The 24458-nt window shown below is 64.2% G+C and carries 22 protein-coding genes; 6 read left to right on the top strand and 16 right to left on the bottom strand.

The window, feature by feature from the left end:
• Nucleotides 1-87: 87 nt before the first annotated feature.
• The 10 genes from QX070_RS23405 to QX070_RS23360 all read right to left on the bottom strand — a co-directional run bounded on the left by QX070_RS23405 (nt 88) and on the right by QX070_RS23360 (nt 11855).
• Complete coding sequence (locus tag QX070_RS23405; RefSeq protein WP_315739487.1) at nt 88-1119, bottom strand: NAD(P)-dependent oxidoreductase; 1032 nt, start codon at nt 1117-1119, stop codon at nt 88-90.
• A complete protein-coding gene (locus QX070_RS23400) occupies nt 1116-2174 on the bottom strand; it encodes a Gfo/Idh/MocA family oxidoreductase (protein WP_315739485.1) in 1059 nt (352 codons plus the stop codon). Before QX070_RS23400 ends, QX070_RS23405 begins: the two co-directional genes overlap by 4 nt.
• The gene (locus QX070_RS23395; RefSeq protein ID WP_315739717.1) at nt 2174-3508 is read right to left on the bottom strand and encodes a glycosyltransferase family 4 protein; all 1335 of its coding nucleotides are present in this window, start codon (nt 3506-3508) and stop codon (nt 2174-2176) included. The genes QX070_RS23400 and QX070_RS23395 overlap by 1 nt, the downstream gene beginning before the upstream one ends.
• Nucleotides 3509-3614: 106 nt before the next feature.
• Nucleotides 3615-5114 carry a lipopolysaccharide biosynthesis protein gene (locus QX070_RS23390; RefSeq protein ID WP_315739483.1) on the bottom strand — a complete coding sequence of 500 codons (1500 nt, stop codon included), beginning with the start codon at nt 5112-5114 and terminating at the stop codon, nt 3615-3617.
• Between the two features lie 186 nt (nt 5115-5300).
• On the bottom strand, nt 5301-6458 hold the full coding sequence (locus QX070_RS23385) for a glycosyltransferase (RefSeq protein WP_315739482.1): 1158 nt from the start codon (nt 6456-6458) through the stop codon (nt 5301-5303).
• On the bottom strand, nt 6455-7822 hold the full coding sequence (locus tag QX070_RS23380; protein WP_315739481.1) for a DUF4910 domain-containing protein: 1368 nt from the start codon (nt 7820-7822) through the stop codon (nt 6455-6457). Before QX070_RS23380 ends, QX070_RS23385 begins: the two co-directional genes overlap by 4 nt.
• A 24-nt stretch (nt 7823-7846) precedes the next feature.
• Entirely contained in the window at nt 7847-8815 is a 969-nt protein-coding gene (locus tag QX070_RS23375; protein WP_315739479.1) for a phytanoyl-CoA dioxygenase family protein, read from the bottom strand.
• Between the two features lie 103 nt (nt 8816-8918).
• On the bottom strand, nt 8919-9461 hold the full coding sequence (locus QX070_RS23370) for a dTDP-4-dehydrorhamnose 3,5-epimerase (protein ID WP_315739478.1): 543 nt from the start codon (nt 9459-9461) through the stop codon (nt 8919-8921).
• Between the two features lie 41 nt (nt 9462-9502).
• Nucleotides 9503-10765, bottom strand: coding sequence for a class I SAM-dependent methyltransferase (locus QX070_RS23365; protein WP_315739476.1), 1263 nt, complete (start codon nt 10763-10765; stop codon nt 9503-9505).
• Nucleotides 10766-10817: 52 nt separating this feature from the next.
• On the bottom strand, nt 10818-11855 hold the full coding sequence (locus QX070_RS23360; RefSeq protein WP_315739475.1) for an SDR family oxidoreductase: 1038 nt from the start codon (nt 11853-11855) through the stop codon (nt 10818-10820).
• Between the two features lie 379 nt (nt 11856-12234).
• Between QX070_RS23360 and QX070_RS23355 the strand changes: the two genes are divergently transcribed.
• The gene (locus QX070_RS23355; RefSeq protein ID WP_315739473.1) at nt 12235-13335 is read left to right on the top strand and encodes a hypothetical protein; all 1101 of its coding nucleotides are present in this window, start codon (nt 12235-12237) and stop codon (nt 13333-13335) included.
• 122 nt (nt 13336-13457) lie between these two features.
• On the opposite strand, the gene QX070_RS23350 is transcribed toward QX070_RS23355, so the two are convergent.
• Both QX070_RS23350 and QX070_RS23345 read right to left on the bottom strand, forming a co-directional pair.
• Nucleotides 13458-14111, bottom strand: a complete 654-nt coding sequence (locus QX070_RS23350) for a PIG-L deacetylase family protein (RefSeq protein ID WP_315739471.1) — start codon at nt 14109-14111, stop codon at nt 13458-13460.
• Nucleotides 14108-14905: a glucose-1-phosphate cytidylyltransferase gene (locus QX070_RS23345; RefSeq protein WP_315739470.1), complete on the bottom strand. Its 798-nt coding sequence runs from the start codon at nt 14903-14905 to the stop codon at nt 14108-14110. Before QX070_RS23345 ends, QX070_RS23350 begins: the two co-directional genes overlap by 4 nt.
• Before the next feature lie 482 nt (nt 14906-15387).
• Here QX070_RS23345 and QX070_RS23340 point away from each other — a divergent pair, with 482 nt between their 5' ends.
• Entirely contained in the window at nt 15388-16860 is a 1473-nt protein-coding gene (locus QX070_RS23340) for an undecaprenyl-phosphate glucose phosphotransferase (protein WP_315739469.1), read from the top strand.
• Between the two features lie 221 nt (nt 16861-17081).
• Here the strand turns inward: QX070_RS23340 and QX070_RS23335 are convergent, their stop codons facing one another.
• The 3 genes from QX070_RS23335 to QX070_RS23325 form a co-directional block, all read right to left on the bottom strand.
• A complete protein-coding gene (locus QX070_RS23335; protein WP_315739468.1) occupies nt 17082-17465 on the bottom strand; it encodes an H-NS histone family protein in 384 nt (127 codons plus the stop codon).
• A gap of 923 nt (nt 17466-18388) precedes the next feature.
• On the bottom strand, nt 18389-18847 hold the full coding sequence (locus QX070_RS23330; protein WP_315739467.1) for a hypothetical protein: 459 nt from the start codon (nt 18845-18847) through the stop codon (nt 18389-18391).
• Between the two features lie 404 nt (nt 18848-19251).
• A complete protein-coding gene (locus QX070_RS23325) occupies nt 19252-19521 on the bottom strand; it encodes a hypothetical protein (RefSeq protein WP_409998109.1) in 270 nt (89 codons plus the stop codon).
• A 404-nt stretch (nt 19522-19925) separates the two neighbouring features.
• Here QX070_RS23325 and QX070_RS23320 point away from each other — a divergent pair, with 404 nt between their 5' ends.
• From QX070_RS23320 to QX070_RS23305, 4 genes are all read left to right on the top strand, one after another.
• On the top strand, nt 19926-21293 hold the full coding sequence (locus tag QX070_RS23320) for a polysaccharide biosynthesis/export family protein (RefSeq protein WP_315739716.1): 1368 nt from the start codon (nt 19926-19928) through the stop codon (nt 21291-21293).
• Nucleotides 21294-21535: 242 nt separating this feature from the next.
• A complete protein-coding gene (locus tag QX070_RS23315) occupies nt 21536-21838 on the top strand; it encodes a hypothetical protein (RefSeq protein WP_315739465.1) in 303 nt (100 codons plus the stop codon).
• A gap of 117 nt (nt 21839-21955) precedes the next feature.
• On the top strand, nt 21956-22837 hold the full coding sequence (locus tag QX070_RS23310) for a sterol desaturase family protein (RefSeq protein WP_315739464.1): 882 nt from the start codon (nt 21956-21958) through the stop codon (nt 22835-22837).
• A complete protein-coding gene (locus QX070_RS23305) occupies nt 22834-23718 on the top strand; it encodes an alpha/beta hydrolase family esterase (protein ID WP_315739463.1) in 885 nt (294 codons plus the stop codon). The genes QX070_RS23310 and QX070_RS23305 overlap by 4 nt, the downstream gene beginning before the upstream one ends.
• A gap of 64 nt (nt 23719-23782) precedes the next feature.
• Here QX070_RS23305 and QX070_RS23300 read toward each other — a convergent pair whose 3' ends face one another.
• Nucleotides 23783-24202: a DOPA 4,5-dioxygenase family protein gene (locus tag QX070_RS23300; protein ID WP_315739462.1), complete on the bottom strand. Its 420-nt coding sequence runs from the start codon at nt 24200-24202 to the stop codon at nt 23783-23785.
• Nucleotides 24203-24458: the final 256 nt, after the last annotated feature.

The raw sequence follows: 24458 nt of genomic DNA, 5'->3' as shown, positions 1-24458 counted from the left end.
CGGACGACACGGAAACGGCCTCGCGCGCGAGATCGAGCACGACCAAAAGCCCCCTCCATCTCAGGCGCCGTTGGACCATCGCGGCCCTCAAATGGAAGCAGCCGTTCCAGACGACCAGGACGCCGGCGCTGCCGCCGAAGCCGGCAACGGACCGTAGGTCCGCGCCCGACATTGTTCGTAGTCGAGCGGCGGCGTCCAGCCGAGCGTGTCCCTCAGCCTGCGATTGTCGAAGCGCAGCGGCTTGAGCATCGCGTCGAATTTCTTGGGCGTCAGGATCGCCGGCACTTTGGTCGCCCGCCTGAACACGGTCGCAAACGCCAGCCGTACGGTACTGCTGGCGAGCCAATGCGGGATGGGCAACCGGAGGCCGCGCTCGCCGGTGCCGCGCATGTAGTCCGACAGATAAGTCCAGACCCGTTCGCCGAGACCGTCGACGACGTTCAGCGTCTGGCCGATCGCCCGCGAATCCGTGGCCGCCAGCGCGAAGACATCGGCGCAGTTCTCGACGTGGGTCATGGGGATGCGGGTCAGCGGCCCGATCACGACGTGGTGGCGCCCGATCTGCTGGCCGAGCGCCGCAAGATAGCCGTGACCGCGTCCCCAGATGAAGCCGGGACGTAGGACGGTGAGGTCCCAGCCGTGCTTCTCGACGTAACGGCGTGTCACCCGCTCCTGCCACCATTTGGCGACGGTGTAGCCGCCGCGGGTGTAGACATCAGGTGTCTGCTGGAGCGGTGCGCTTTCGTCGAGGATATCGCGCGTCGCCGTGTAGTCGTAGACCGAGAAGCTGCTGCACAGCACGAGCCGGCGGCAGGCGCTGCCCGCCATCGCCTCGAGCAGCCGCTCGGTGCCGCCTACCGTGCCGGCGAATTGCGCATCCTCGCCGCCGGCGACCACGGCCGCCAGATGGATCAGCACATCCACATTCTCGAACGCGCGAACAAGGTCGCGCGAGGTGCGCAGGTCGGCCCTGACGATGTCGACCGACGACGGCCAGCCCAGCGCGTCAACGCGCGTCGCCGGACGCACCACGGCGCGAACCTCAATGCCGCGGGCCAGCAGCGCATCGACGACATGCCGGCCGAGAAACCCGTTGGCGCCAGTGACCAGGGCTTTCATATCGCCAGCTTCCTCATGTCCGCCTGCTCCGTCGGCTTCATCGCTTCGACCATCCGATTGACGGCCAGGACGTCCTCCATCGTGATCGGCAAGGCCGTTCCCGAGCCTAGCGCCTGATAGGTGCGTGCCAGGCACTCCCACAGCCCCTCATAGGCCCCTGGGCCCTTGAACTTGCGCAGCAGGGTCGACAGCGCCGCGCGGCGGATGTCGCGGCCCTCCTCCAGTCCGCTGAAGAATGGGCGCAGCGGCTTCGGCACGTTGCGGGGGCCGTCGAACGTCAGCCGCGTCTCGAACAGATTAGCGGTCGCCTGCATCCGCTCGCCATAGACCCGCAGCCAGAACGCGTCGGGCTGAGCGCTCGCGCTGAAGCCGAGCGTCGCCGTGCCACGCTCGGCCTCGACGACGCTGCGAAACTCGTCGAACGGCAGCGGCGACGGCTTGCGCTTGCTCCAGACGGTATGCGCGTTGCGATGCGGGCCGACGAATGCATGTGACAGCGAGGCGAGATGCGGCAGGAAGTCGGCGATCGCACCGCCCGCAAGGCTGAGCGCCGGATGCGGCGAGTTCGGATCGGCAAAACCGTCGGGACCGAGGATGTCGAGGCATATCTGCACGTCGACATGGGTGACGGCGCCGAACTCGCCGGTCTCGATGCGACGCAGGATCTCCTGCGGTGCCCGGTTGAAGACGTAGTTGTAGTCCTCGACGACATGGCGGCCGGTTTGCTTGGCGCGCAACGTCAGGGTCTGCAGCTCGTCGAAGGTCGAGGTCGCGGGCTTCTCCACGATCACATGCGCGCCGGCCTCGAGCGCATCCATCGCCAGCCGGAAATGCGAGGTCGGCGGCGTCGTCACATGCACCACATCGGGCCGGACGGTCTGCAGCATCGCACGATGATCGGTGAACCAAGACGGGATGGCGTAACGCTCGGCTGCGGCCTCCGCCGTCGCCGGCGACAGATCACAGATGCCGGCCAGTTGAACGCCCGGCAAACTGTTGAGACAGGCCAGATGCTGGCGGGCGATCTGCCCTGCCCCGATGAGCGCGGCCTTCATCACGATCTTGTCTCCAGGATCTCGCAGTAGAAGTCTTCAAGCGCCTGCGCCGCCGCGCTCCAGGCATATTTCTCGACCGCCACCTGCCGCGCCGCGCCGCCGATCCGCGCCGCGAGATCGGGCTCGGCGAGCAGCCGATTGACCGCGCCCGCAAAGGCGTCGGGCTCGTCTGCGATGAGGATGTCGCGCCCGGGCATGGCCTCGATGCCCTCGGCACCCAGGCTGGTCGAGACGATCGCCTTGCCCATCGCCATGGCCTCGACGATCTTCAGCCGCGTGCCGCCACCGAGCCGCAGCGGGACGATCACCGCCGCGGCCGCGGCGAGGTGCGGCCGCAGGTCCGGCACGAAGCCGGTCAGCTCGATCCGCGGCCCGGCCAGCGCCGTCAATGCCGGCGGCGGCCGTCCGCCGATGATCTTGCAGCGCGCATCCGGGTGCCGGGCGGCGATACGAGGCCAGATGTCGTGTACGAAATGCGTGACCGCATCGATGTTCGGCACCGTCGACAGCAGGCCGAAATAGACCAGCGTCCGGCCGTCGGGCGCGGGGTCGGTGCTGCGCGGCTGATAGAAGTCGATATCGGCGGCGTTGGGAATGACCGCCGTGCGGGCGTTCGGAACGTCGTCATGCAGACGCTTCTCGTCGTCCGCGCTGCAGAGATAAACGCCATCGGCTTCGCGATAGGCCGCGATCTCCTCGCGGCGCAGCTTGCGCCAGTTCGCACCGGCGTAGAGCCGGCGGCCCAGGCTCGCGCCCGTGGCGGCGAACTGCCGCGCCAGGTCATAGGCGATCTCATGCGAGTCCACGATCAGCCGCGGCGGCGTCGCGCCGGCCGGCGCCTGACGGAACATGCAGTGGCCGAGATAGGGAAATTCGAGATTGACGATGTCGAACGGTGTCGTCCGCAGCACCCGATCCAGCGCCCGCTGCAGCTCCGGCAGGGCCACGCGCAGCCGATCGAAACTACGCAACGAGACCAGCGAGCGCAGCTGCAGCAGCCGCTTCGCCAGACCGTCACGGCCGTAGGGGTTCGGCACCAGCACCACGTCGCGGCAATAGGCCTGCATGGCCCGCCGACACTCGTCGATGTCGAAGGCGTCATCGACCAGCGTCACCGCCGTGAGGTCGTGGCGGCGCGCGAGCTGGGTCATCAGCCCGTGCATGCGCGCCTGTGCCCCGAACCGCGGCGGGCTCGCCGGCATGTGCGAGACGCTGAGGATGCTGAGCCGCCGTCGGTCGGCGAAACCGGCTGCGGACCATTCGGGTTCGCGCTGCGCCGATGGCGCAGGATCCGCCTCCATCACATCCAAGTCCGGGTGGTTGTCGCTGGCCATGACCATTTAAAGCATTTAAATCACGGGGTGTTTTATATGGGGTATTCAATGATTGCGATAGTTAATCGCGACGTGCGGTGCTGTCCGAGCCTCCTTTCGCTCCCTCTCAGCGCTTGCCGGCGAAATCCTGCACGATCGTACCTGCGATCCTGAGCGGCTCGCGGACCCGAAACACGCCGACGACGATCGCGAGATAGAGACAGCCGCAGAAACACCCGGACAGGAACATGCGCAGGAGGACGGGATAGGCCCCTAGAAGCGCGGCTTGCAGCCACCAGCCGGCAGCTGCAGTCGCGACGGCGCCGATGGTCTGCGGTCCGACGGCCCGGATCACGACCTCCGCACCGATGCCGATCGGACGTCCGGCGTACATGACCGACGGCAGGGCGATCAGCGAGTATCCGACCACGACGCCCCAGGCCACGCCGACCGGCCCAAATGGCAGCCCCACCAGCACCGCAACGACCTGCGCGACGAGCGAGATGATCCCCCAGGTCTGCCACCGGTCCGCCCGTCCGAGCGACAGATGCAGCCAGCCCTGCGAGCCCTCGACGACGTGCGAAATGCCGCGCAGCGCGATGATGCTGAGCAGCGCTCCCGCAGCCTGCCACTTCTGCCCGAGCAGGACGACGGTCAGGTCCTCGGCGGTGACGGAGAGGATCGCCGCCGCCGGCATCACGAAGAAGGCCAGGATCGAGAGCGCCGCCTCGTACTTCTGCCGCAGCGCGACCGGATTGGTCTGCAGCTTGCTGAGCGCCGAGCTTCCCACCGCATGCGTCTGATTGAGCGCCGCATAGATCGAGTTGTCGTACAGGTTCATCGCATTCTGGTAGTACCCGACCTGATCGGGCCGGTAGAGCAGACCGAGCGCGATCCGGTCCACCGCCCGTGACAACGTATAGGCCACGGTGAATCCGACCACGTGGAGGCCAAAACGCACCATCGATCGCACCTCGGCGTCGAACACCGGCGCGCTGGGCCGCCAACGGCATGCCGACCACGCGGCGACCACGACGCAGATCGATGTCACGACGGGGCGAATGACCAGCGCCCAATAGCCGTAGCCCTCGAACGCCATGGCGACGGCGGCAACCGTCCCCGCCAGCGTGCCGAACAGCTGGATCCGACCGATGCGGCCGAATTGCAACGTGCGCCGGAGCAGCGCCATGTGCTGATTGGTCAGCCCGGACAGCACGAAGGTGATCGCGACGCAGAGCGCGATCGGCTCCAGTCTCGGATCACCGTAGACCCAGGCAATCAGCGGACTGGATGCAGCGACGACGATCGCCACCGCCGCGCCGATGCCGGTGCTGACCCAGAACAGGCCGCTGACCTGGGCCGGTGTGATCCTGCTGCGCTGGGCGGTGGCGTCGAGCAGGCCGAAGTCGATGAGGAGCGGCGCGAAGCTCGTCAGCACGGTGATGATGGCGACGAGCCCGAAATCCTCCGGCGCGAGCAGCCGGGCCAGCACGATGGCCGCTCCGATCTGGAGCACGGCATTGCCGTATTGGATGACGATGGAAATCAGGCCGCCGCGCAACGCGCGGCGTCCGAGATCGTTCGACTCCCGATGTTCCTCGAAATAGGCGGCGACGGCTTCCGACATCTTCGTTCAATCGCTTTCAAACATTGCAACCAACTTTCCTATTCCCAGTCACGGCCAAACAGATCCGTACAGGGCAATGAAACATCCGATCGTCGAAATGCAGCCGGTATAAAATCGTCTGCAGCCGAAACATGGGCCGCCGGGGCGCGATGACGCCACTTTGTGGCGGAGAGAAGGATTGAAACATCACTGCGCCAACAATGCCGGCTCGCGATCTAATTCATGCTCGCGCGCCACCCCCGGACCGGCCGCCATCTCGGCCAGCCTCTTCAGCCGATCCTTGCGTGCAGCGACGCCCGGCATCGGTTGCAGACCCGTGGCCTCCAGGATCGTCTCCCACCGATACACCCAGTCGTGCCGCATCAAGGTCTGGGCCATGCCGCTTCGCCGCATCCGGTCCTGCCGGACCGGGTCACCGTCCAGCTCCCTGATGACCCGGTCGATGTCGGGCGACGTGTGCGGCACGTCGACCATCGCCTCGGGCCAGTCGAACAACCGCGGAAAGAGTTCGTTGTCGGGACGCTCACCGAGCATGATGGCTCCCGATGCCGCGCCCTCGAAATACCGGTAGCCGAACTCGACCTGCCGCCCGGTCTCCTGCGGCTCGTCGAACTTGCCGGGATTGACCAGAAAATACCTGCTCCTCTTGGCGAGGTTTGCCATCTGGGCCCGGTGTTCCCGGAGGTCGATGGCCTGGCTGCCGCCGATCGTGTCGTGGAGATAGAACAGGCCGCTGTCCCGCGCCATCGCGAGCAACGTTTGGTGCGTGACGCGGGAGCGGCGCCCCATGCTGAAGACGTCGATGACCCTTTCGGGGGGATCGGGATAGGGACAAAAGCGGATCGCGTCGATGGCGAGCGGGAGATGCACGCAAGCCTGGCCGATCTCCTCGCTGAGCGGCTGCACCGTACTGATCTGGAACGGCATCACGACGTCGAACTTGGCGAGTATCTTCAGGAAATGCCGGTGCTTGGCGATCTCCTTCACCCATAGCTCGTCCAGCAGACACACCGAGGTCCTGGACGCACCTCTCAGATCCTCGATCGCATCGAACATGATCAGGTCCTGCGGGAATCCACAGATCGCGAACAGAACGTCGTATTGCTGCCGCGGCTGGATCCGCGCGATCCCAGGATTCAACAGCACGGGCGCGTGGTAGCCCAGCCGGGTGGCGAAGCTCGCCCGTCTGCGCGACGGATCGAGCTCGGGCGCGAACAGCTCGGCGGAATCGACCTCGCAGATGATGTCCTCGAACTCGACGTGGGGGCCGCGATTGAGCGCCTTACCGAAGATGTTTCGGAGTGAAAAGACGGCGATGCGGGGCTTGCCCGGTTGCGAACTCATGACGCCTCACTCTGGTCTTGTCGGCTCACATGCTCCGGTGCTGACGGAGAGGGCGATGACGTTACGATAACGAGGCCGGCGTCCAGCGCGATCCGTGCGGCGGCCTCGATTCGCGCGAACGGAACGTCGGCCCGGACTGCCATGTCGAGCAGGCTGTGCCTGCCATCCGCCAGATTGAGGACCCAGAGGAGGTCCATCTGCGTCGCGCCACCTGCCTCGCGCTGACCGGCAATCGCGCGATACAGACCACGCCGTCCCAGTTGCGGCTCCCCTCGCCCATCGACGCGCTCGTAGATGCAGTCACGATCGAGCAGATCCAGCACCTCCTCGATGACGGCGTAGGATTGGTCGAGACAGTCCGGCTTGACGAAATTCAGATTGTCGGCCGAGGTGTGATATTCGGGGAATGTGCCGTGCACGCCGCGCATCAGGCACCCGACCGGTAGATCGAATCCCGGTGAGCAGAACTGCCGCTCGTCATATCCATAGGGACTGAATGGCAGAATCTCGTGAGGATGCCCTGATTGCTTCAGGACATGCGCGACGACGCGATCGATGGTCGCGCCCCGCCGGCTTTGCTTGTAGTGAAATCCACTGGGGTCGCCGAGACAGGTGAGGACGAGGCCGTGTTCGACACGGTCGAGATCCCGCTCGTTGCGATCGAGCCATGCAAGCGCGCCGATCGTTGCCGGCAGGAATAGAAATCGGTACCCGAGCCGGCGGGGCCGTTGCGCTTGCCGCATCGCCAGCGCCGTCATGACGGCAATCCCTGAGAGATTGTCGTTGGCGAGGCTCGGATGGCAGACGTGGCAGGTGATCAGGACTTCCTTGTCCGTCTGTCCGGGGACGAAGAATTCGCCGTAGGTCAACGATCCCTGCAAGAGCTCGCTGTCGATCTCGACGTGGTAGCTGTCGTCCGTCATCTCCCGCCAGAGACGATCCGGCAGGCAAAACCCCCAATCGTCGGCATAATAGCCGGTCCGGTATGGAATGAGATCAGGCTGCTCCGGCAAGGTATGAACGTGCTTCGCAAGCTCAGCGCGGCTGAGCACCGCCTGGACCGGCCTGCTGTAGCCCATCACATGCAGATTGCTGTCGGCGAAGTCGACGAGACGGCGACCGGACAGGGTCGAGATCGTCGCGCGACGAATGTTCCACTCCGCCGGCACATGCCAGTCGAGGACGGGCGTTCCGGACGGCACCTCGTGAATCACGAGGTCGACATAGCGTGAGACGATCTCGAGCGTCTGACGGACCCCAGCTCCCGTGAGGCTACGGTTGATTGGAAACAGCTCCGTAATCAGATCATGGAGATCGATCGCCGGCGCCCGCGGCCCAATCGATGATGTGAGGATGTCCAGCATGACCTGCGAACCTTGCATCATCCGTCAGGCCGATGCCTGCGCGGCATCGGCTGCGAGACCGCCTGTCGCCAGCGGCACGATCGTCGGCTGATAGATCAGATGATCGCGGGGCGCCTCGACCTGATCATACGGCGCGACGACCTCCTCAGGCAGCCGCGCGAGATCGGTCACCCGCAGGAAATCGCGCAGGTTCGTGCCCGTCGACTCCGAGTCGACGTTGACGGCGCCGCGCCTGCCGCTGACGTCGGCAAAATGCACGGTACGGAAATCGATGCTGAACCGCGTCACGCCCGAGGTATTCGGCACCGACGAATGCAGATGCGATCCGGAGAAGATCGTGACACCGCCGCTCGGCGCGATCACCCGGATCTGCGGATCCAGTGCAATCTCCTGCTCCGGCTTCGGCTGCACCCGTGTATCGGTCTTGATGTGCTGCGCCGCCGATGCCCGCGAGGTCCGGTTCCACTCGTAATAGTTATAGTTTCTGGAGCCGTTCTTGATCGCTTCGTCGAAATAGCGCGGGTGGAATGCAAGGCCGTTGTCTGGCGCGATGTCATACACCGGCAGCCACCAGTTGAGCTGGCACGGCGGCGCCGAGTACCAGGTGTCGCGATGAGGGTGGAATGCGAATGCGATCCCGGTGGTGAGATAGTCATCGCTCGTTGCCGACCGCAGCCGCGGCACGTCGAAATAGGTCAGCTCGGGATCGCAGCCAAGCTCGCGGAGCGCTCCCTGCACCAGCTCCTTCGACCGGGCGTGATGAATGAAGAATGGCTTCAGCCTGACGAGAATCTCGACGTAGCGCTCGACAGGAAGCTCGAATTGCGCCGTCCGCGGATCGTAAGGATGAAACGCCTCCTCGATCAGCTCCCTGGCAAACGCGACCAGCGCATCGAGCGAGGGCGTCGGCGAGTACAGGAACAGCGCACCCTCGTACAGTTTCTGGCGCCGCTCGTGATCGGGCATGATGGCATCAACGAAAATGTTCGTCATTCCGTGATCCTCCTCGACAAATAGTCAGAACCTTCGAGGCGATCGGGCCGCTCCGGGGCCGCCAGATTCCTCCCCCAAGACACCGAGCTGCCGTCATGCTGCTTCACCACAGCTCCCGCTCAGCAAGCGAGGGCCAGGCGGCATCCTTGGCCGACAACACCGTCACCGGCTGCGGCCATCGGATGCCGATCATCGGATCGTCGTGCCGAAAACCGTCCGAGAGCTCCTCGACATAGTCCTCACCCATCAGATACTCGACCGTCACGTCGTCGGTCAGCGTCTGGAAGCCATGGGCAAAGCCCGCGGGGACGTAGAGCATCCGCGCCGTCGAGGGACCGAGCTCACAGGCATAGACCTCGCCGCGCGTCGCAGAATCCGGTCTGATGTCGACGATGACGTCATGGATCAAGCCGGCGCTGCAGCGGACGATCTTGGCGTCGGGCTTCGGCGCGCGCTGGAAATGCATGCCGCGGACGGTGCCGCGGAGACGGGTCACCGAGCTGTTGCCCTGCACCGGGATAAACGCGACGCCCTGCTCCGCAAAGGTCTTCGCGCACCAAGTCCGCGTGAAGCTGCCGCGCTCGTCGGAGCGAACGGTAAGCTCGATCAGCCGCGCATCCGACCGTCCCAGCTGGACAAACCTCATGGCTCAAAACTCTTCGCCCAATCGTGCGGCAATGCCCTGCTCTACTCCTCGATGGTCGCCTTGGGGACCGGCACGATGAACCGGCCGCCCCAGTCGCGGATGGCCGCCATCTGCGCCTTGATCTCGCTCTTGATGTTCCACGGCAGGATCAGGACGTAGTCGGGCTTGGCTTCGAAGATCGCTTCCGGCGGCAGGATCGGAATGCGAACGCCCGGCATGTAGCGGCCCTGCTTGGACGGGGCGCGATCGACCGTGAAGTCGAGGAAATCGGTGCGGATCCCGCAATAATTGAGCAGCGTCACGCCCTTCGCCGGGGCACCGTAGCCGACGATCTTCTTGTTGTCGCGCTTCAGTGCCGTCAGCAGCTCGAGCAGAGCCCGCTTCGTCTCTTTGACCTGCTCGTTCCAGGCCATGTAGATCGCGTCGTCATGCAACCCATAGGCCCGCTCTCGTGCCAGGACGTCGGCGACGTTCGGGCTCTCCGCATGAGCGGCGCCCTCGTGACAGACGAAGAACCTGATCGAGCCGCCATGCGTTTCCGGGAGCTCGACGTCGAAAACGCGCAAGCCCGCCCGTGCGAAGATGCGCAGGCCCGCGATCAGCGACAGATAGGAGAAATGCTCGTGATAGATGGTGTCGAACTGATGCCGCTGCATCAGGGTCAGCAGGTGCTGGACCTCGAAGGTCGCGACGCCCTCCGGCGCCAGCAGAATTTTGACGCCACCGACGAAGTCATTGATATCAGGAACGTGCGCGAGCACGTTGTTGGCCGTGAGGAGATCGGCCGACCAGCCCTCCTCCCGGAGGCGGGTCGCATAGTTGCGGCCAAAGAACTCGATGCGGGTCTCGATGCCCTTGGTACGTGCAGCCAGCGCAACGCTTTCGCAGGGTTCGACGCCAAGGCAGGCGATCCCCTTCTGGAGGGAGTATTGCAGCAGATACCCGTCATTCGACGCGATCTCGACATGCCGCGAGGCCGGACCGAGCTTGAAGCGATCGGCCATGGCTTCGACGTAGCGCCGCGCGTGCTCGAGCCACGAGGTGGAGTGCGAGGAGAAATAGGCATAGTCGGCGCGGAAGATCTCGGACGCGGCCAGGAGGTCGCGTGTCTGCGCCAGACGGCACTCGCGGCAGACGAAGGTCTCCAGCGGATAGAACGGCTCCGCGCGCATGTAGTTGGCCGGATCGATGTAGTCGTTCGCGACCGGCGAGGCGCCGAGGTCGATCAGCTTGAGGGTCAGGTCGTCGCCGCAGTGCCGGCACTTGGGCGCGACGCCGACGGCGGTGGGAAGGGTCAGTTCCATGGTGTCTCCGTCACTGTCTTTGCCGGCCGAGGCGAGCGTCTGCCCGGCGCAATCACGTCCATTGCAGCCTGTCGTTGATCCTGGCCGTCTCCATGTGGTCCTGCAGGACCTTGAGACGGATCAGATCGGACGAGCGAAACTCGGCATCCTTGAACTGCATTCTCTTGAGACCCTCGACCAGGTTCTGGATCGACTGGTCCAGGGTGACCTGCGGTTGATGATCGGGTGCGAGGGAGCGGTACAGGCCGAAATCGACCTTGTAGGAGCGGCTGTCCACCGGCGCGGAGGTGTTGATCGATACGCTGGTCCCGGGCACTCGCGCAGCCACCGCATTGGCGAGATCCTTGACCTGGTAGTTGCGGTCGTCGGAGCCGGCATTGATGGTGAGGAAGCGGCCGCCCGTCGCCGCCGGCCGGTCAATCGCCCAGTCGATCGCCCGCGCCATGTCGGCGACGTCGATCAGAGGGCGCCAGGGGGTGCCGTCGGAGAGCACGCTAATCTGGCGACGGGTGAGCGCGCAGGCCACGAAATCGTTGAGGACGAGGTCGAGCCGCAGCCGATCCGACATGCCGCAGGCCGTCGCAAAGCGCAGACAGGTGATGGTCATGCCGGTGTCGATGGCGGCGAGCTCCTGCTCCGATCCGATCTTCGACTTGGCGTAGGCCGTGATGGGATTGAGCGGATCGCTCTCCTTGCGCGGCGGTCCGTCGGCGATGCCGTAGACGCTGCAGCTCGACGCGAACACGAAATTCTTCACACCAGCCGCCGCAGCCCTCCTGGCGAGCGATACGGTGGCGTTCTGGTTGACGTCGAGCGTCACCTCCTGGAAGCGATTGCCCATCGGATCGTTGGAGATCGCCGCCAGCTGGACCACGGCGTCATAGCCACGGAGGTCGAGCGACATGTCGCGGACGTCGCCATGGATCTGCTCGTCGAGACATCGCTCCGGAACAACCGGCGCTCCGGTCAGGCAGTGCGCGAAATAGGCGTTGTCGAAGCCGTGTAGCGTCGCATCCGGGCGCTGCGCCCGCAGATGCCGCGCGACGACCGGACCCACATAGCCCATGTTTCCGGTGATCAGTACCTTCAAAATCGCACCCTCTATGTCACCAACCAAAACGAGAATTTAAATCACCCTCCAATAGATTATAATTTAATTTTCTAGCCAGCGTCCAGTGAATCCGTCAGCAAGCGACGTCGCCAGCCGCTTTCTCCGGCGCGCACATAAAACTCCGTGAAAACCCGTGTATTTACCCCGATCCGCCTGATGTCGCGACCATCCGGCCGGCGCGGCATCAGGCGCCCTCTTGATTTAATTAATTGACTCAAATTAAATAACGCCACAAAAGGGACAAATGTTGACCGCAGATCTCGGCAGCTTTAATTCGATCACTGGCAAATGAGGCGTCCCGCGCGGGATGCCCCGCCCGCCTCGATGACGCATTGATTTAAGCATTGAAAGACAGAGCATGACATTATCCGCCGGCGACTGGGTCGAAGTGCGCAGCAAGGAAGAGATCCTGGCCACTCTCGACGCAAACGGGCGCCTGGAAGGGCTGCCGTTCATGCCGCAGATGTTCAAATGGTGCGGTCAACGCTTCCAGATCTACAAGCGCGCCCACAAGACCTGCGACACGGTCACCGGATACAATACCGGAGAATGGCTCGGCCGGCGCCTTCCCAACGCGGTGCATCTGGAGCACCGCTGTGACGGCGAGGCCTATGGCGGCTGCCAGGCGGCCTGCCTGATCTTCTGGAAGGAGGCGTGGCTCTCCCCGGTGGACGCGACCAAACCCGCGCCGGCCGGCCCGGACCGCGCGGCTGCGCCTCAGCCGTCCGGCGGATGCACGGTGCGCGCGGTGTGGGACGCGACGAAGTCGCCGGATCAGCAGCCGGGAAAAGGCCCGCGCTACGCCTGCCAGGCCACCGAGCTGCCGACCTACACCCAGCCGCTCAAATGGTGGGACGCCCGGCAATACGCCGAGGACGTCGCGTCCGGCAATGTCTCGCTCGCGAAGATGTTGAAGGGCTTTCTCTACTTCGCCTATGTCGGCGCCACCATGGCGCGCCGTCCGCGCCTCGGCCGGCCCGCGCGCTGGGTCTACGACCGCGTCCAGTCGCTGTGGGGCGGCGTACCGTTTCCGCGCAAGCGCGGAGATCTCCTGACAGACAAGGACGCGCCGATCGCCGATCTCGGGCTGCAGCCCGGCGATCTCGTCCGCGTCCGCCCGCACAAGGACATCCTGGCCACCATCGACAAGCAGACCAACAACCGCGGCATGGGCTTCGACGCCGAGATGGTGCCCTATTGCGGAAAGGTGTTCCGGGTGCGAACGCGCGTCGAGAAGTTCATCGACGAGCGCACCGGCTACATCCGGCGGATGAAGACACCGGCCGTCATTCTCGACGGCGTCTATTGCCAGTCGCGCTACAGCGAGAACCGATTGTTCTGCCCGCGTGGCATCTATGCGTGGTGGCGCGAGGTCTGGCTGGAGAAGGTGCCGGTCACCGCAATCGAGCGTCCGCCGGCAGAGGAGATCGTCGAACTTCCCCGACGGGCGGCCGGCTGAGCGCTGGCCGCAGCCACGCGTCGCGGCCAAGCGCCGATCACTTCCTCGCAGATCGGACATTGCCGATCGGACATTGATGCGTCGTCCGCGAGGACCTCACGGCCAGCGGATTCGGCCGCCGTTCACCCCAAGGACAGCTTGCGCACGACGAATGCCTCGGCATAGCGCTCGGCGGCGCGGCATTCCATGCCCCGCAGTCGCGCCAGTCCCATGAACGTTTCCGGGTCGAACCATTGCTTGGAGCGCTGGCTGCCGAAATGCGCCATCAGCAGCGCGACCTTCCGCTTCATGATCCGCTCGGAGACGGGCATGTAGACATTGGGCCGTCCGAGATCGCCATCCCATTTCGGAATCTCGTACTCCAGCACGAGATGATCGCGGAACGTGTTCCAGACCAGGCGGTTGACCTGCCGATGATCCTGATGGGCGTCGTCGCGGCGGTGAGCGAGAATGACGTCCGGGTTGATCCGGCCTTTGAGCTGCTCGAACCAGGCCTTGATCTCCTCCCCCTGCTCGGGGAAGAAGCCGTCGCGGAACTGCATGATCTCGAGATTGCGGCCGGCGGCTTCGGCAAGGAAGTCGTCGGCAGACGCCCGCGCCTCGACGCCGCGCTCGCCATTGCCGCTGAGCACGCACCAATGAACATCCAGGCGGACGCCCTGGTCGAGCCAGGACAGCAGCGTGCCTCCGGCCCCGATCTCGATGTCGTCGGAGTGCGCGCCGAGACACAGGACCGACAGCCGGTCGCCGCGACCGGCGAGCTGCAGGGCCCTCATCCGTTCACCACCGCCGGAAGGTTGGCGCCGAGCTGCCAGGGCGTGTCGCCGCGCTCGATCATCTCCTCGAGCACCTGGCGGTCACGGAGCGTGTCCATGGCGCGCCAGAATCCTTCGTAGCGGTAGGCCATCAGCTCGCCGCGGTCGATCAGCCGCTTGAACGGCTGCACGACGAGCTCATCACCCTCGTCGATATAGTCGAATATCTCCTTGCGGAAGATGAAGTAGCCGCCGTTGATCCAGATGTTGGAATCGTTGCTCGCTGCCATGCGGCCCACGGTGCCGTCGGCGTCGAATTCGGCGAGATGAAAGCTGATCGGCGGGTGGATGGCGATGAAGCAGCCGATCTTCCCGCTGCGCTTGAAACGATCGATCATCTCCGGCAGCGGCGCGTCCGTCAGGCCGTCGCTGTAGTTGGCGAGAAAGATCTCCTCGCCCTCGACCATGTGCCGGACCGCCCGCAGTCGCTGACCGATGTTGCGCCAGATGCCGGTGTCGACCAGCGAGACCCGCCAATCCGGGGGGCGATCGCCCAGCAGCTCGACCTTCTTGCCGAACTGCGAGATCGTGCAGTCGGTGGTGGACGCCTGATTGTAGTTCAGGAAATAGTCCTTCACCACATTGGCCTTGTAGCCCAGGCACAGAACGAAATCCCGGTGCCCGTACTGGCTGTAATACTGCATGACGTGCCAGAGGATCGGCTGGTGGCCGATCGGAATCATCGGCTTCGGAATGCTCTCGGAATATTCGCGGATCCGCGTCCCGAGCCCTCCACAGAACAATACGACCTTCATGGCGCGACGTCCTTCGGGTTCTCAATCTTTGAAATGAGCATCATGATCTTCCAATCTCGCCGGCCGGCCTCGAAGACAGCTCGCCGTGCCCTCGCTTCGCCCTCTCGGCTGCACGAGGAAAACCTCCCCCTGCATTCGGTCGGCTGCGGACGCGTCACCCGCGTCGCGGGCGCCCGGCACCGGATTAATAATCCAATTATATCTCTTTTTAAATGCCATTCTTGGCCGCCCGCATTGAAATATCCGTTTCATGAACATTAAATCGTCACGCGGGCATTGCCAGGGCCGACTTGGAGGGGGCGAGCGGCCTCGTTCCGTCCTCCAGAACCGGCATTCCGGCGTCACCGGCCTCGTCGCGGTATCGGGAGACGTCCGACGGCGCGAATAAATCCCAATGGCAGTTTTTAATTGTTTAAATTAAATACCAAAACATATAATGACGGCTAATCGCTATTTAACCGAGTTTCGAACACCGACATCCCATGCATTACGTGGATCAGCCCAAGACTCTCGATCGAAATGGCATGCCGGCCGTCCTCTTGGAACGACAATTCCAAGGGCGGAAATGGCCCGTCCACTACGACTCGGTGGAGCCCTTCGCGATCGCGGCGGACATTGCAACGATTACCATGTCGAGCGTCCTGTCCGGGTTTCTGTATCATCTGCAGGATCCGGCGGGAGCCAACGACGTCAGTAAATCGCTCGGGTTGGCGATCCTCGTGTCGGCGCTGTTCGTCTCGCTGATGAAGATCCGCGGGATGTACCGGCCGGCCGAGCTCCTGATCCTGCCGCGCCAGATCCGCGCGGCCTGCCTGACCTGGGTCACGGCGTTCCTCGTGCTGGCCGGCGCGCTGTTCGCGCTCAAGATCGGGAGCGAATTCTCGCGCGGCACCAGCATCGTATTCGCGATGTTCGGGCTCGCGACGCTGATCCTGCATCGCCGCACCACCGCATATCTGCTGGCAAAGGGGCTGGCGGAGAGACGATTTTCCGGCCGAAACATCGTTCTGATCACCGATGAAGCAAGCAAGGACAACGCCGGGCTGACCCAGGTGCTCACCGACACCGGCTTTCGCGTCCAGCGACACTTCCTGCTTCCTGAGCCCGACGCGGATCCGGATCAGCGGCAGCGGATCGTTTCGAGCGTGATCGATTATGTGCGCGGCTCCGATATCGAAGAGATCGTCGTCGGCGCCAATCCCGAACCCTGGTCCGATCTGCGAACGCTCGGCGCGGAGCTGAGAGTCCTACCGTTTCCAGTGAGTTTCGTGCCGGTCGGAACGGCTTCGGACATCTTCAAGCGGCCGTGCCGCGAACTCGGCAATGCGGTCTGCATCGAGCTGCAGCGCGGCCTGCTGAGCCCGCTTGAACACGCCACCAAGCGGCTCATGGATGTCATGCTGGCGGGCATCGCGCTGGCATTGATGTCGCCGCTGCTCCTGCTGGTGGCGATCGCCATCAAGCTCGACTCGGCCGGGCCAGTGCTGTTCCGGCAGCAACGCTGCGGATTCAACGGCCGATCTTTTCAGATCTACAAGTTTCGCACGATGTCCGTTCTCGAGGACGGGCCTTCGATCGTCCAGGCCCAGATCGGCGACAGCCGGTTCACCCGGCTCGGGACCTGGCTGCGCCGGACCAGCATCGATGAGCTGCCGCAGTTGCTCAACGTCCTGGACGGCAGCATGTCCCTGGTCGGCCCCCGCCCCCACGCATTGGCGCACGACAACGAATTCGACAAGCTCGTGCGCAACTACGCGTTCCGTCGCCGCGTCAAGCCCGGACTGACCGGCTGGGCGCAGGTGCATGGCTGCCGCGGCCCGACGCCCACGCGTGCGTCGATCGAACAGCGCGTCGAATTCGACCTCTGGTACATCGACAATTGGAGCCTGTCGCTCGACGTCGCGATCCTGCTGAGGACGCCGATCGAGCTGATCCGCGGCAACAATGCCTATTAGGCGCATTCGCAACGGATGATGATCGCGAGCCAATCGGCGGAGCCGTGCGGGGCAGATCGGACGGGCCCACTTCGGTCAGGTCTTGATCGGCGGATCGCGACGTTGCGGCGTCAAACCGCTCACATGTCGTTCGTGGATGCTGAGAGGGCGAATCAGGCCCGGTATCGACGCGCAGCGTCGCTCAACTATCGGCGCGACGAGCTTGATTGAAGCTACCCCGATCAGGCGCGCTGACGGCGACTTTTCGAAGCGCCAGCCCCATTGATCGCAAATTCCTCGATCCGATGCCCGGTCTTGATCGCCGCCACCAGCCAACGCGGCTGCTTGCCTCGGCCGGACCAGGTCTCGGAGGTCTGTGGGTTGCGATACTTCGGCAGGACCCGGGGATATTTCCGCCGCGCCTTGCCGCTGGTGGTGTAGGACTGCCCACCCTCGCTGCCGGCGCCTTCGATGGCACCGCGGCTGCGGTTGAGAACCGCCAGACGACGTTCGAGTTCGCGCTTCTCCGACGTGATCCTCACGGCGAGGATCTGACTGATCTGCTCATGGAGAGACCAGAGGTCATCGAAAGACATCGCCTCGAAATCGATCTTCTTGGTGGACATGCAGCGACCTTTGTCTGTGATCTCTATCCTGCCGAATTAACGTCATATAATTCGGTATTTCGTTCCGCAAGTGGCTCACGCTCGGAAAAACTGAATATTTGAGTTTATACCAATCCGGCTAGACCTAATGGTTGTAACTCAAACAATTATCAACCCGCAACCCCCTTTTCCGAAATTATGTCGCACCGCCCCCAGATTGTGGCAACATTCGTCTGCACGCTGGAAGAAGTCGCCGAATCAACACGATTTGCAACGGATTCGCTGCTTATTGAGGCAAGATCGCGTCAAAGTGACGTAGGTTTGATGATCAAACGGTGCCGAATTCGGTCGCTGAACATTTTCACCGCGCCATGTTTTTCAAAGCTGCCGCGAGGGCTTACAACCTATTTGGGCGAGCACCCCGATAACCCGGATCGAGATATTTTTGCATGCGCACAAAATGTCGCGAGCTGGTTTAATTGAGCCCGCATCGTGAACATGCCGCAAAGCCGCCGACATCGATTCGGCGAATCAAGCGCCTTCGCCAAACACGGGATCCTTCAGGCGCGCTCATGCGAATCAGACTCAAACACGTCGCGCCGACGGCATCCGGGGTCGCGCGGCGTGAGACAGGCACACCACCGGCAGCGGAAACTGACTGCCGCGCGATCGGCTGTGGCGTGGAGGACGGCTGCGGTCACCCGGCGGCCCGATCCCCCGCCCACCGGTGACATGGGTTCCGGCCGGCACTGTCGCGGGGCGCCGTCTTTGCGCGATACGACGGCTGAAGAACGTTCCGATGACATCCGGCCGTCGCTGCCAGCGACAGCAGCACTGGGCGATCTGATGTGCCGTCGGGGTCGATGCTGAGCGGCTGTCGCCTCGCGCCGGCAACCGGCGCGACCATGACGGCCGGCCGCCGCGTCGATCAATTTCCGATGCGATTATTTCTGCTGCCTGGTCCGACCCGGCACCGCCGGCTGGGGCGCGATCAAATGAGCCGTCCCGCGGCGGCGCCGCGTGGCCATCGGGCGACGCCTGGGAGCCGCGGACTTCTTCGCGCGCTTGCCCAGGCTGCTGCTGATGGATTGGATCTCCTCGAGCAGGGCATCACAAAGCTCGATCTGAGACCGCAGCGCGGATTGCGGCGAACGGCCCGACGATGGCCGGCCGAAACGTGATTTCGCAAGGCGCATCTTATTCAGCGATTTCAGGACAGCATTCAGAGCGCCACCGCCGCCATCCGTCTCAATATCCTCGATCAACGCGGTACCAAGCTCGTCACACAAGGACGGACCCCACTCATTGGCGAGTTTTGAGGGATTTTTCTCGACTTCCGGCAAACCGTCATCGCGACGATGCACGGATTCGATTTTAGAAATTAAATTAACCACTCGCGACAAGTTAATTTACCATCTGGCAGCAAGACATTAAATACCTCTGGCACTCGCTACGGTTTGCAGTAAAATGCTACCGCATTGCCAGAAAGGACTTATTAAGCACCTTTGGTCCGGTACAATTGAAGCTTTAGTTTGTTCAGTCTACCGTTTTATGTCTCCGACCGCGCGTAATCGTCTGGACACGATTAATTTAATTTCAGATCACGTAAAAACACGGTGCGGAACTACCCATTTAATCGTCTGCGCGATGATCGACACTCCCGAACACGGCTGGGGCGGGCGCCAGCCGTCGGAACGAGCACGGCCCGCATCAACCATCGCGGCCGCCATCTCGCGCCAAGCTTGACCATGAAGCTGCCGAGCAGAGCGTCCAGCGCCCTTCGGAGACGCCGAGGAAAGGGCCGAGGTTACCACATCATGGGCCGTTCCGGCGCTCCGCACACCACCGCGCGGCGGTACAGCACGCCCCGGGGCGTCTGGACGGCGACACGCCGAATACACCCGGGATGAATCGCGAGATTGTAATGAAACGGAGTGGCCTCGAATGCCCCGTGCAGCCGGCAGAGTCTGCTGAGATCCGGCCCGCACTCCGTCAGCGGATAGAGGCCGCGCGCGGACGCGGGATCGGATAGGCCCGTGAAGGCGATCGCGAAAGCAGCTGCGGCGATCCTGATCACGTTCGACAATTGCGTGCTCCGTTGCAAAGAGCCTCAAGGGCTGGCGCAGCAGCATAGACTTGATCGGCGGCCTTGGACAGCCGGCCGCCCGCTTGCGGTCCGGGCGCCCCGTCCGACGGCCTTGGCTCACCGACTCGTTGCGCGGCCTGCGATGTCGTCGCCCCCTGCCTGAGCGAAGCGACTCAGGCTAACCGTTGCGCAACGGCTTTGTGCTTAAAATTGCTGGGCTCCTGTTAGGTCGAACGGATCATCCGTCCACCATGGACCTCCGGCGGAGTTGACAGCTCGTTGCGGTAATATGGTAAGGTCAGACTGTGACCTAATTGGCACGGCCGGGCAAAAGCGGACCAACCCGCCCGGCGGTGCGCTTTCGTCCAGTATGGCCGCCGGGTAGGTTGAAATATGTGGGACGTTCTCCCTTCTTGGTGGAGGGAGCAGCGTGGGGAAACGTATTTTTGCTGTATTCGGGGATGGGTTTGAAGGCCTTGATCAATCCGCGCGGGTCGACCGGCGGCGGGGGGTCTCCTGTGCGCAACAGCGCAGTGGACCCGAGCGGCTTTCATAGCCTTTGCCGTGGCTCGCGCGCGCTCCTAACTCTGGTGATCTTGGCGCTTCTGCCAGCTTGTTCCTTGCTCCCCGGAACAGGACCGACCAGCGACGCAGTGAACGACAATGCCACGGCCAGCGTGCGGTCGAACACGGCGCTTCCCTATGCGCTGGTCGACATCAGCCCCGAGACGATCGGCTTCCTGTCGCAGCCCAACATGGTCACGTTCCAGGGCGTGTTTCCGGACAAGCGGCCGAAGCCGGTGCAGGTCGCCGGTATCGGCGACGTGCTGAACGTTTCCATTTTCGAAGCCGCCCCAGGCGGACTGTTCACGCCGCCCACGGCCGCCGGCGCCCGTCCGGGCAACTTCGTGGATCTGCCGGCGCAGGCGGTAGACCAGCAAGGCAATATCCGCGTTCCCTATGCGGGCGAGATCGCCGCCGCCGGCCGGACTCTGCCGCAGATCGAGCAGGACATCGTCTTCCGGCTGCAGAAGCGCGCCCTCGAGCCGCAGGTCGTCGTCAGCCTGAACCAGCAGCATTCCAGCGTGGTCAGCGTGCTCGGCGACGTCAATACGCCGGGCGTGCTGGCCCTCAACAGCGTGGGCGAACGCCTGCTGGCGGTGATTGCACGTGCGGGCGGCCCGAAGCACGAGGCCATCGAAAGCTACGTGACCCTGCAGCGGGACGGCAAACGTGTGCGCGTGCTGCTCAGCCGCGTGGTGCAGGATCCGCGCGAGAACATCTTCATCCGCCCGAACGACGTCGTCTACATCACGCGGGAATCCCCCACCTTCACGGCCCTCGGCGCCCTCAATCAGAACGTCTTCGGCTTCAATTCCGAGATTTCGTTCGATACGGAGACGCTGACGCTGGCCCAGGCGATCGGCAAGGCGGGCGGCCTGAACGATCAGCAATCGGATCCAGCCGAGGTCTTCCTCTATCGCTACGAGGAACGCCCGCTGCTGCAGAAGCTCGGCATCGATACCAGCCGCTTCATCTACGACCGCATTCCGACCATCTACCACGTCAACCTGCGCGACCCCTCCGGCATGCTGCTGGCCTCGGGCTTCCAGATGCGCAGCAAGGACGTGATGTACGTCGCCAACGCCAAGGTCGTCGATTACTACAAGCTGCTGACTCTGATCAACAACACGGCGACAACCACGTCCAACACGGCCACGGCGGTGATCAACGTCAACACGGCGACGAAGACCAGGTGGTGAAGCACACCGACGGGCCGGTAGCGGCCTGAACAGGCGCCGGAACGTCGAGGGTGCGGCTGGACCAGAGCCCGCCGCGCCGCTCGATGTTGCGGTATCGGACGGCGATCGCGTGACAAGCCGTTACAATCCGGCCAATCACCGCGACCAAACGACACCGGCGGTGCATCCGCCCGCGACATCCAACGCACAGTATCCCTCTGCAGGCGACGCGATCGCCGGCGCGAACGAATTGGGAGACTGACGTGAAGACATCCATCGCGACCATTTTGCTCGTGGCAGTCCTTTCGGCGGCAGCCGCGGTCGACGCGAATGCCTGGACCCGCAGCGGCTCGGTCGCCGGACCGCGCGGCACCACCTCATTTGGCGGCTCCGGCAGCTGCTCCGGCGGCGCCTGCGCCTGGCAGGGTGGCGGCACAGGTCCCGCCGGCCGCAGCTGGTCGCGCTCCGGCTCCGCGAGCTGCAGTGACGGCAGCTGCACCCGGCAGGGCCAGGGCACGGGACCGCGCGGCAACTCCTACAGTTACAGCCGCACCGTCACGCGCTGAACGGACGCCGTAGCGTTGCTGCTCGCGGCCTCCCTGAAGCATCGATGTCGCCGGTCCGCCTGCCTCTCCGGGGCGGACCGGCGCGCCGCCTCCATTCGATGAGGCCGGATGCGCGCCATGCCCATCTTCTCTTCCCTACCGCCGTCGACGCGCATGATCGTGCTGCTGACGGCGCTCGGCTTCATGACGCTGGAATATGGGCTCGGCCGGCTAGCAGGCCGCGAGACTCACGACCTGCGCGAGACCGCAGCCTCGTTCGCCATCGCGATCGGACAGCATCTGATCCGCGCAATGGTCGCGCTCGTCGCGGCCTTTCCCTTCGCCATCGCCTATCGCCACAGGATCTTCGATTTCGACGCGAGCCGGCCGCTCGCCCTGCTCGCATTGTTTCTCGCCAGCGAGTTCGTCTACTACTGGCACCATCGCGCCTCGCATCGGGTTCGCTGGCTGTGGGCCACGCATGCCGTGCACCACTCTTCGACGCATCTGAACCTGACCGCCGCCATTCGTCTCGGCTGGACGAGCGAGATCTCCGGTCATGTCCTGTTCTATCTGCCGCTGGCGCTGCTCGGCTTCCATCCGCTCGCCATCATCGGCATGCTCGGCGTCAATCTGCTCTACCAGTTCTTCATCCATACCGAGCTCGCGCCGCATCTCGGTCCACTCGAATATGTGCTGAACACGCCGCGACATCACCGCGTCCACCACGCAGCCAACGAGTCCTGTCTCGATCGCAACTATGGCGGCGTGCTCATCATTTTCGACCGGCTGTTCGGTAGCTTCGCCGAGGCCCCGGCCGGCGAAACCTTGCGCTACGGCCTCGTCGGCGTTGCGCCGAGCTTCAATCCGTTGCGGATCGCATTTGGCGAATGGATTGCGATCGCCCGCGACCTCGCGGCAGCCCGGAGCTGGGCGATGCGGCTGCGCGTGCTGGCCGCCGCGCCCGCACAGAAGCCCCACCGCGGGGAGTTACCCGACAGCCGAGAAGGATGCTCATGACGTCACATCTCCGATCGTTCATGGCCGCCATGGCAGCGGCTCTGTTCGTCTCGACCACGGCGGTCGCCGCGGAGCGCGGCATCACCATCGACACAAGCGATGGTCCGCGTCATGCGATGGTGATGACCACGGGCAAGACGCCGCAGCCGACTGTGATCGTGCTCCATGGCGCGCTCGGCAGCGGCGCCGGCGCCGCGCGCACGACCGGTTTTGCCGAAGCCGCGAGAGCTCATGGCTTCGCCGCGGTCTTTCCCGATGGCCTCGACCGGCAATGGAACGACGGCCGCTCCGGCGGTCCCGATGATGTCGGCTTCATCCGCGCCTTGGTGCGGCACCTCGTCGCCGACGGTACGGCCGCCCCCCGGCGCATCTATCTTGCCGGCATTTCGAATGGCGGCATGATGAGCTTCACCCTGGCCTGCAAGGCGCCGGAGCTGTTTGCCGGGATCGGCACGGTGATCGCCAACATGCCGGATGGCACCGCGCCCTGCGCCGCGCGGCCGGTGCCGGTGGTCATGATCAACGGCACGGCTGATCCGATGGTGCCCTATCGCGGCGGCGAGGTCGGGCTGCGCGGCGGGCGCGGCCGGGTGTGGAGCGCTGAAAAGACGGCGGAGTTCTTTGCGCGGCGCGACGGCTGCGGCGTGCGCCAGGCCGCGGCGCTGCCGCATCGGGATCTCGCCAGCGACACCTCCGTCACGCAACTCAGCTGGCGCGATTGCCAAGTGATCGGCGGCGTGTCGCTGTATCGCGTCGAAGGTGGCGGACATGCCCTGCCCGGCCGCCGCCCGCTGGCGCCGCGCCTGCTAGGCCCGAGCAATTTCGACATCGATGCCGCCGAGGTCATTCTCCGCGCGTTCGATCTCGCGCGCACGCTGTAGTCCGGCAAGTCCGCCCAGGCTCCGACCGTGCGGAGACGGCGCGGCCACCAGTGCGCGCGCGAGCTCAGGCGGCGATCGTCGGCGTGGTGTTCGGCTCGCGCGGCAGCTCTGCCTCGCCGTGCGAGGGAAGATTCTCGCCGCGGATGCCGAGCGGCTGTCCGATCCACAACGCGTGCGCGGTGTGATCGGCCAACGGCTCCGTCGTATTCGGATGCACGAGCACGCTGAGGCGACCATGATTGAGCATCAGCCATGGCACCAGCACTGGAAACACGTCGACCGCGAAGGCGACTTGATACATCGGCCGCTCGTGAGGCCCGACCAGCGCGTCATGCCAACGCCCGAGCGTCACAAGGAAGCGGTCGGCAATCCACTGCCGCAGCTGCGCGGCTTCGGTTCGGGTGGCATCATTGAAATAGATGTGGGCATGAAAGCTCGCAATTGCGCTCAGGCGATGCGGCTGCCCCGCCGAGGTCGTTTCCATCCGCGCCTCTCGATCATTTTCAATCGCGTTGGCCGCGCGGGCGAACCGATGCGGCATGGTCATCCTAGCATCGCTAGCCCGGCCTCAGTCGCGGCGCGAGTCATCGGCGGCGGACTCTGGCCTCGAGAGCTCGGCGGGGCTCGAGCTTCGACCCCGGCAGCATGTCGCCGCGCGAGCTGACGCACCAAGACAAACGACAACGCCGCGCTGAGGTTTCAGCGCGGCGTTGTCGTTTGGGGAGTGAAGAGGGGATGTC

The organism is Bradyrhizobium sp. SZCCHNR1093, from assembly GCF_032381175.1.
Classification (GTDB): Bacteria; Pseudomonadota; Alphaproteobacteria; order Rhizobiales; family Xanthobacteraceae; genus Bradyrhizobium.
Note: the sequence above shows the minus strand (reverse complement) of the source record. Positions and strands in the feature narration are given on the sequence as shown.

Excerpts from the sequence above, each read along its gene's own strand:
- QX070_RS23405 (WP_315739487.1), bottom strand. The coding sequence starts at position 1,119 with ATGAAAGCCCTGGTCACTGGCGCCAACGGGTTTCTCGGCCGGCATGTC.
- QX070_RS23400 (WP_315739485.1), bottom strand. The coding sequence starts at position 2,174 with ATGAAGGCCGCGCTCATCGGGGCAGGGCAGATCGCCCGCCAGCATCTG.
- QX070_RS23395 (WP_315739717.1), bottom strand. The coding sequence starts at position 3,508 with ATGGCCAGCGACAACCACCCGGACTTGGATGTGATGGAGGCGGATCCT.
- QX070_RS23390 (WP_315739483.1), bottom strand. The coding sequence starts at position 5,114 with ATGTCGGAAGCCGTCGCCGCCTATTTCGAGGAACATCGGGAGTCGAAC.
- QX070_RS23385 (WP_315739482.1), bottom strand. The coding sequence starts at position 6,458 with ATGAGTTCGCAACCGGGCAAGCCCCGCATCGCCGTCTTTTCACTCCGA.
- QX070_RS23380 (WP_315739481.1), bottom strand. The coding sequence starts at position 7,822 with ATGCTGGACATCCTCACATCATCGATTGGGCCGCGGGCGCCGGCGATC.
- QX070_RS23375 (WP_315739479.1), bottom strand. The coding sequence starts at position 8,815 with ATGACGAACATTTTCGTTGATGCCATCATGCCCGATCACGAGCGGCGC.
- QX070_RS23370 (WP_315739478.1), bottom strand. The coding sequence starts at position 9,461 with ATGAGGTTTGTCCAGCTGGGACGGTCGGATGCGCGGCTGATCGAGCTT.
- QX070_RS23365 (WP_315739476.1), bottom strand. The coding sequence starts at position 10,765 with ATGGAACTGACCCTTCCCACCGCCGTCGGCGTCGCGCCCAAGTGCCGG.
- QX070_RS23355 (WP_315739473.1), top strand. The coding sequence starts at position 12,235 with ATGACATTATCCGCCGGCGACTGGGTCGAAGTGCGCAGCAAGGAAGAG.
- QX070_RS23350 (WP_315739471.1), bottom strand. The coding sequence starts at position 14,111 with ATGAGGGCCCTGCAGCTCGCCGGTCGCGGCGACCGGCTGTCGGTCCTG.
- QX070_RS23345 (WP_315739470.1), bottom strand. The coding sequence starts at position 14,905 with ATGAAGGTCGTATTGTTCTGTGGAGGGCTCGGGACGCGGATCCGCGAA.
- QX070_RS23340 (WP_315739469.1), top strand. The coding sequence starts at position 15,388 with ATGCATTACGTGGATCAGCCCAAGACTCTCGATCGAAATGGCATGCCG.
- QX070_RS23335 (WP_315739468.1), bottom strand. The coding sequence starts at position 17,465 with ATGTCCACCAAGAAGATCGATTTCGAGGCGATGTCTTTCGATGACCTC.
- QX070_RS23310 (WP_315739464.1), top strand. The coding sequence starts at position 21,956 with ATGCCCATCTTCTCTTCCCTACCGCCGTCGACGCGCATGATCGTGCTG.
- QX070_RS23305 (WP_315739463.1), top strand. The coding sequence starts at position 22,834 with ATGACGTCACATCTCCGATCGTTCATGGCCGCCATGGCAGCGGCTCTG.
- QX070_RS23300 (WP_315739462.1), bottom strand. The coding sequence starts at position 24,202 with ATGGAAACGACCTCGGCGGGGCAGCCGCATCGCCTGAGCGCAATTGCG.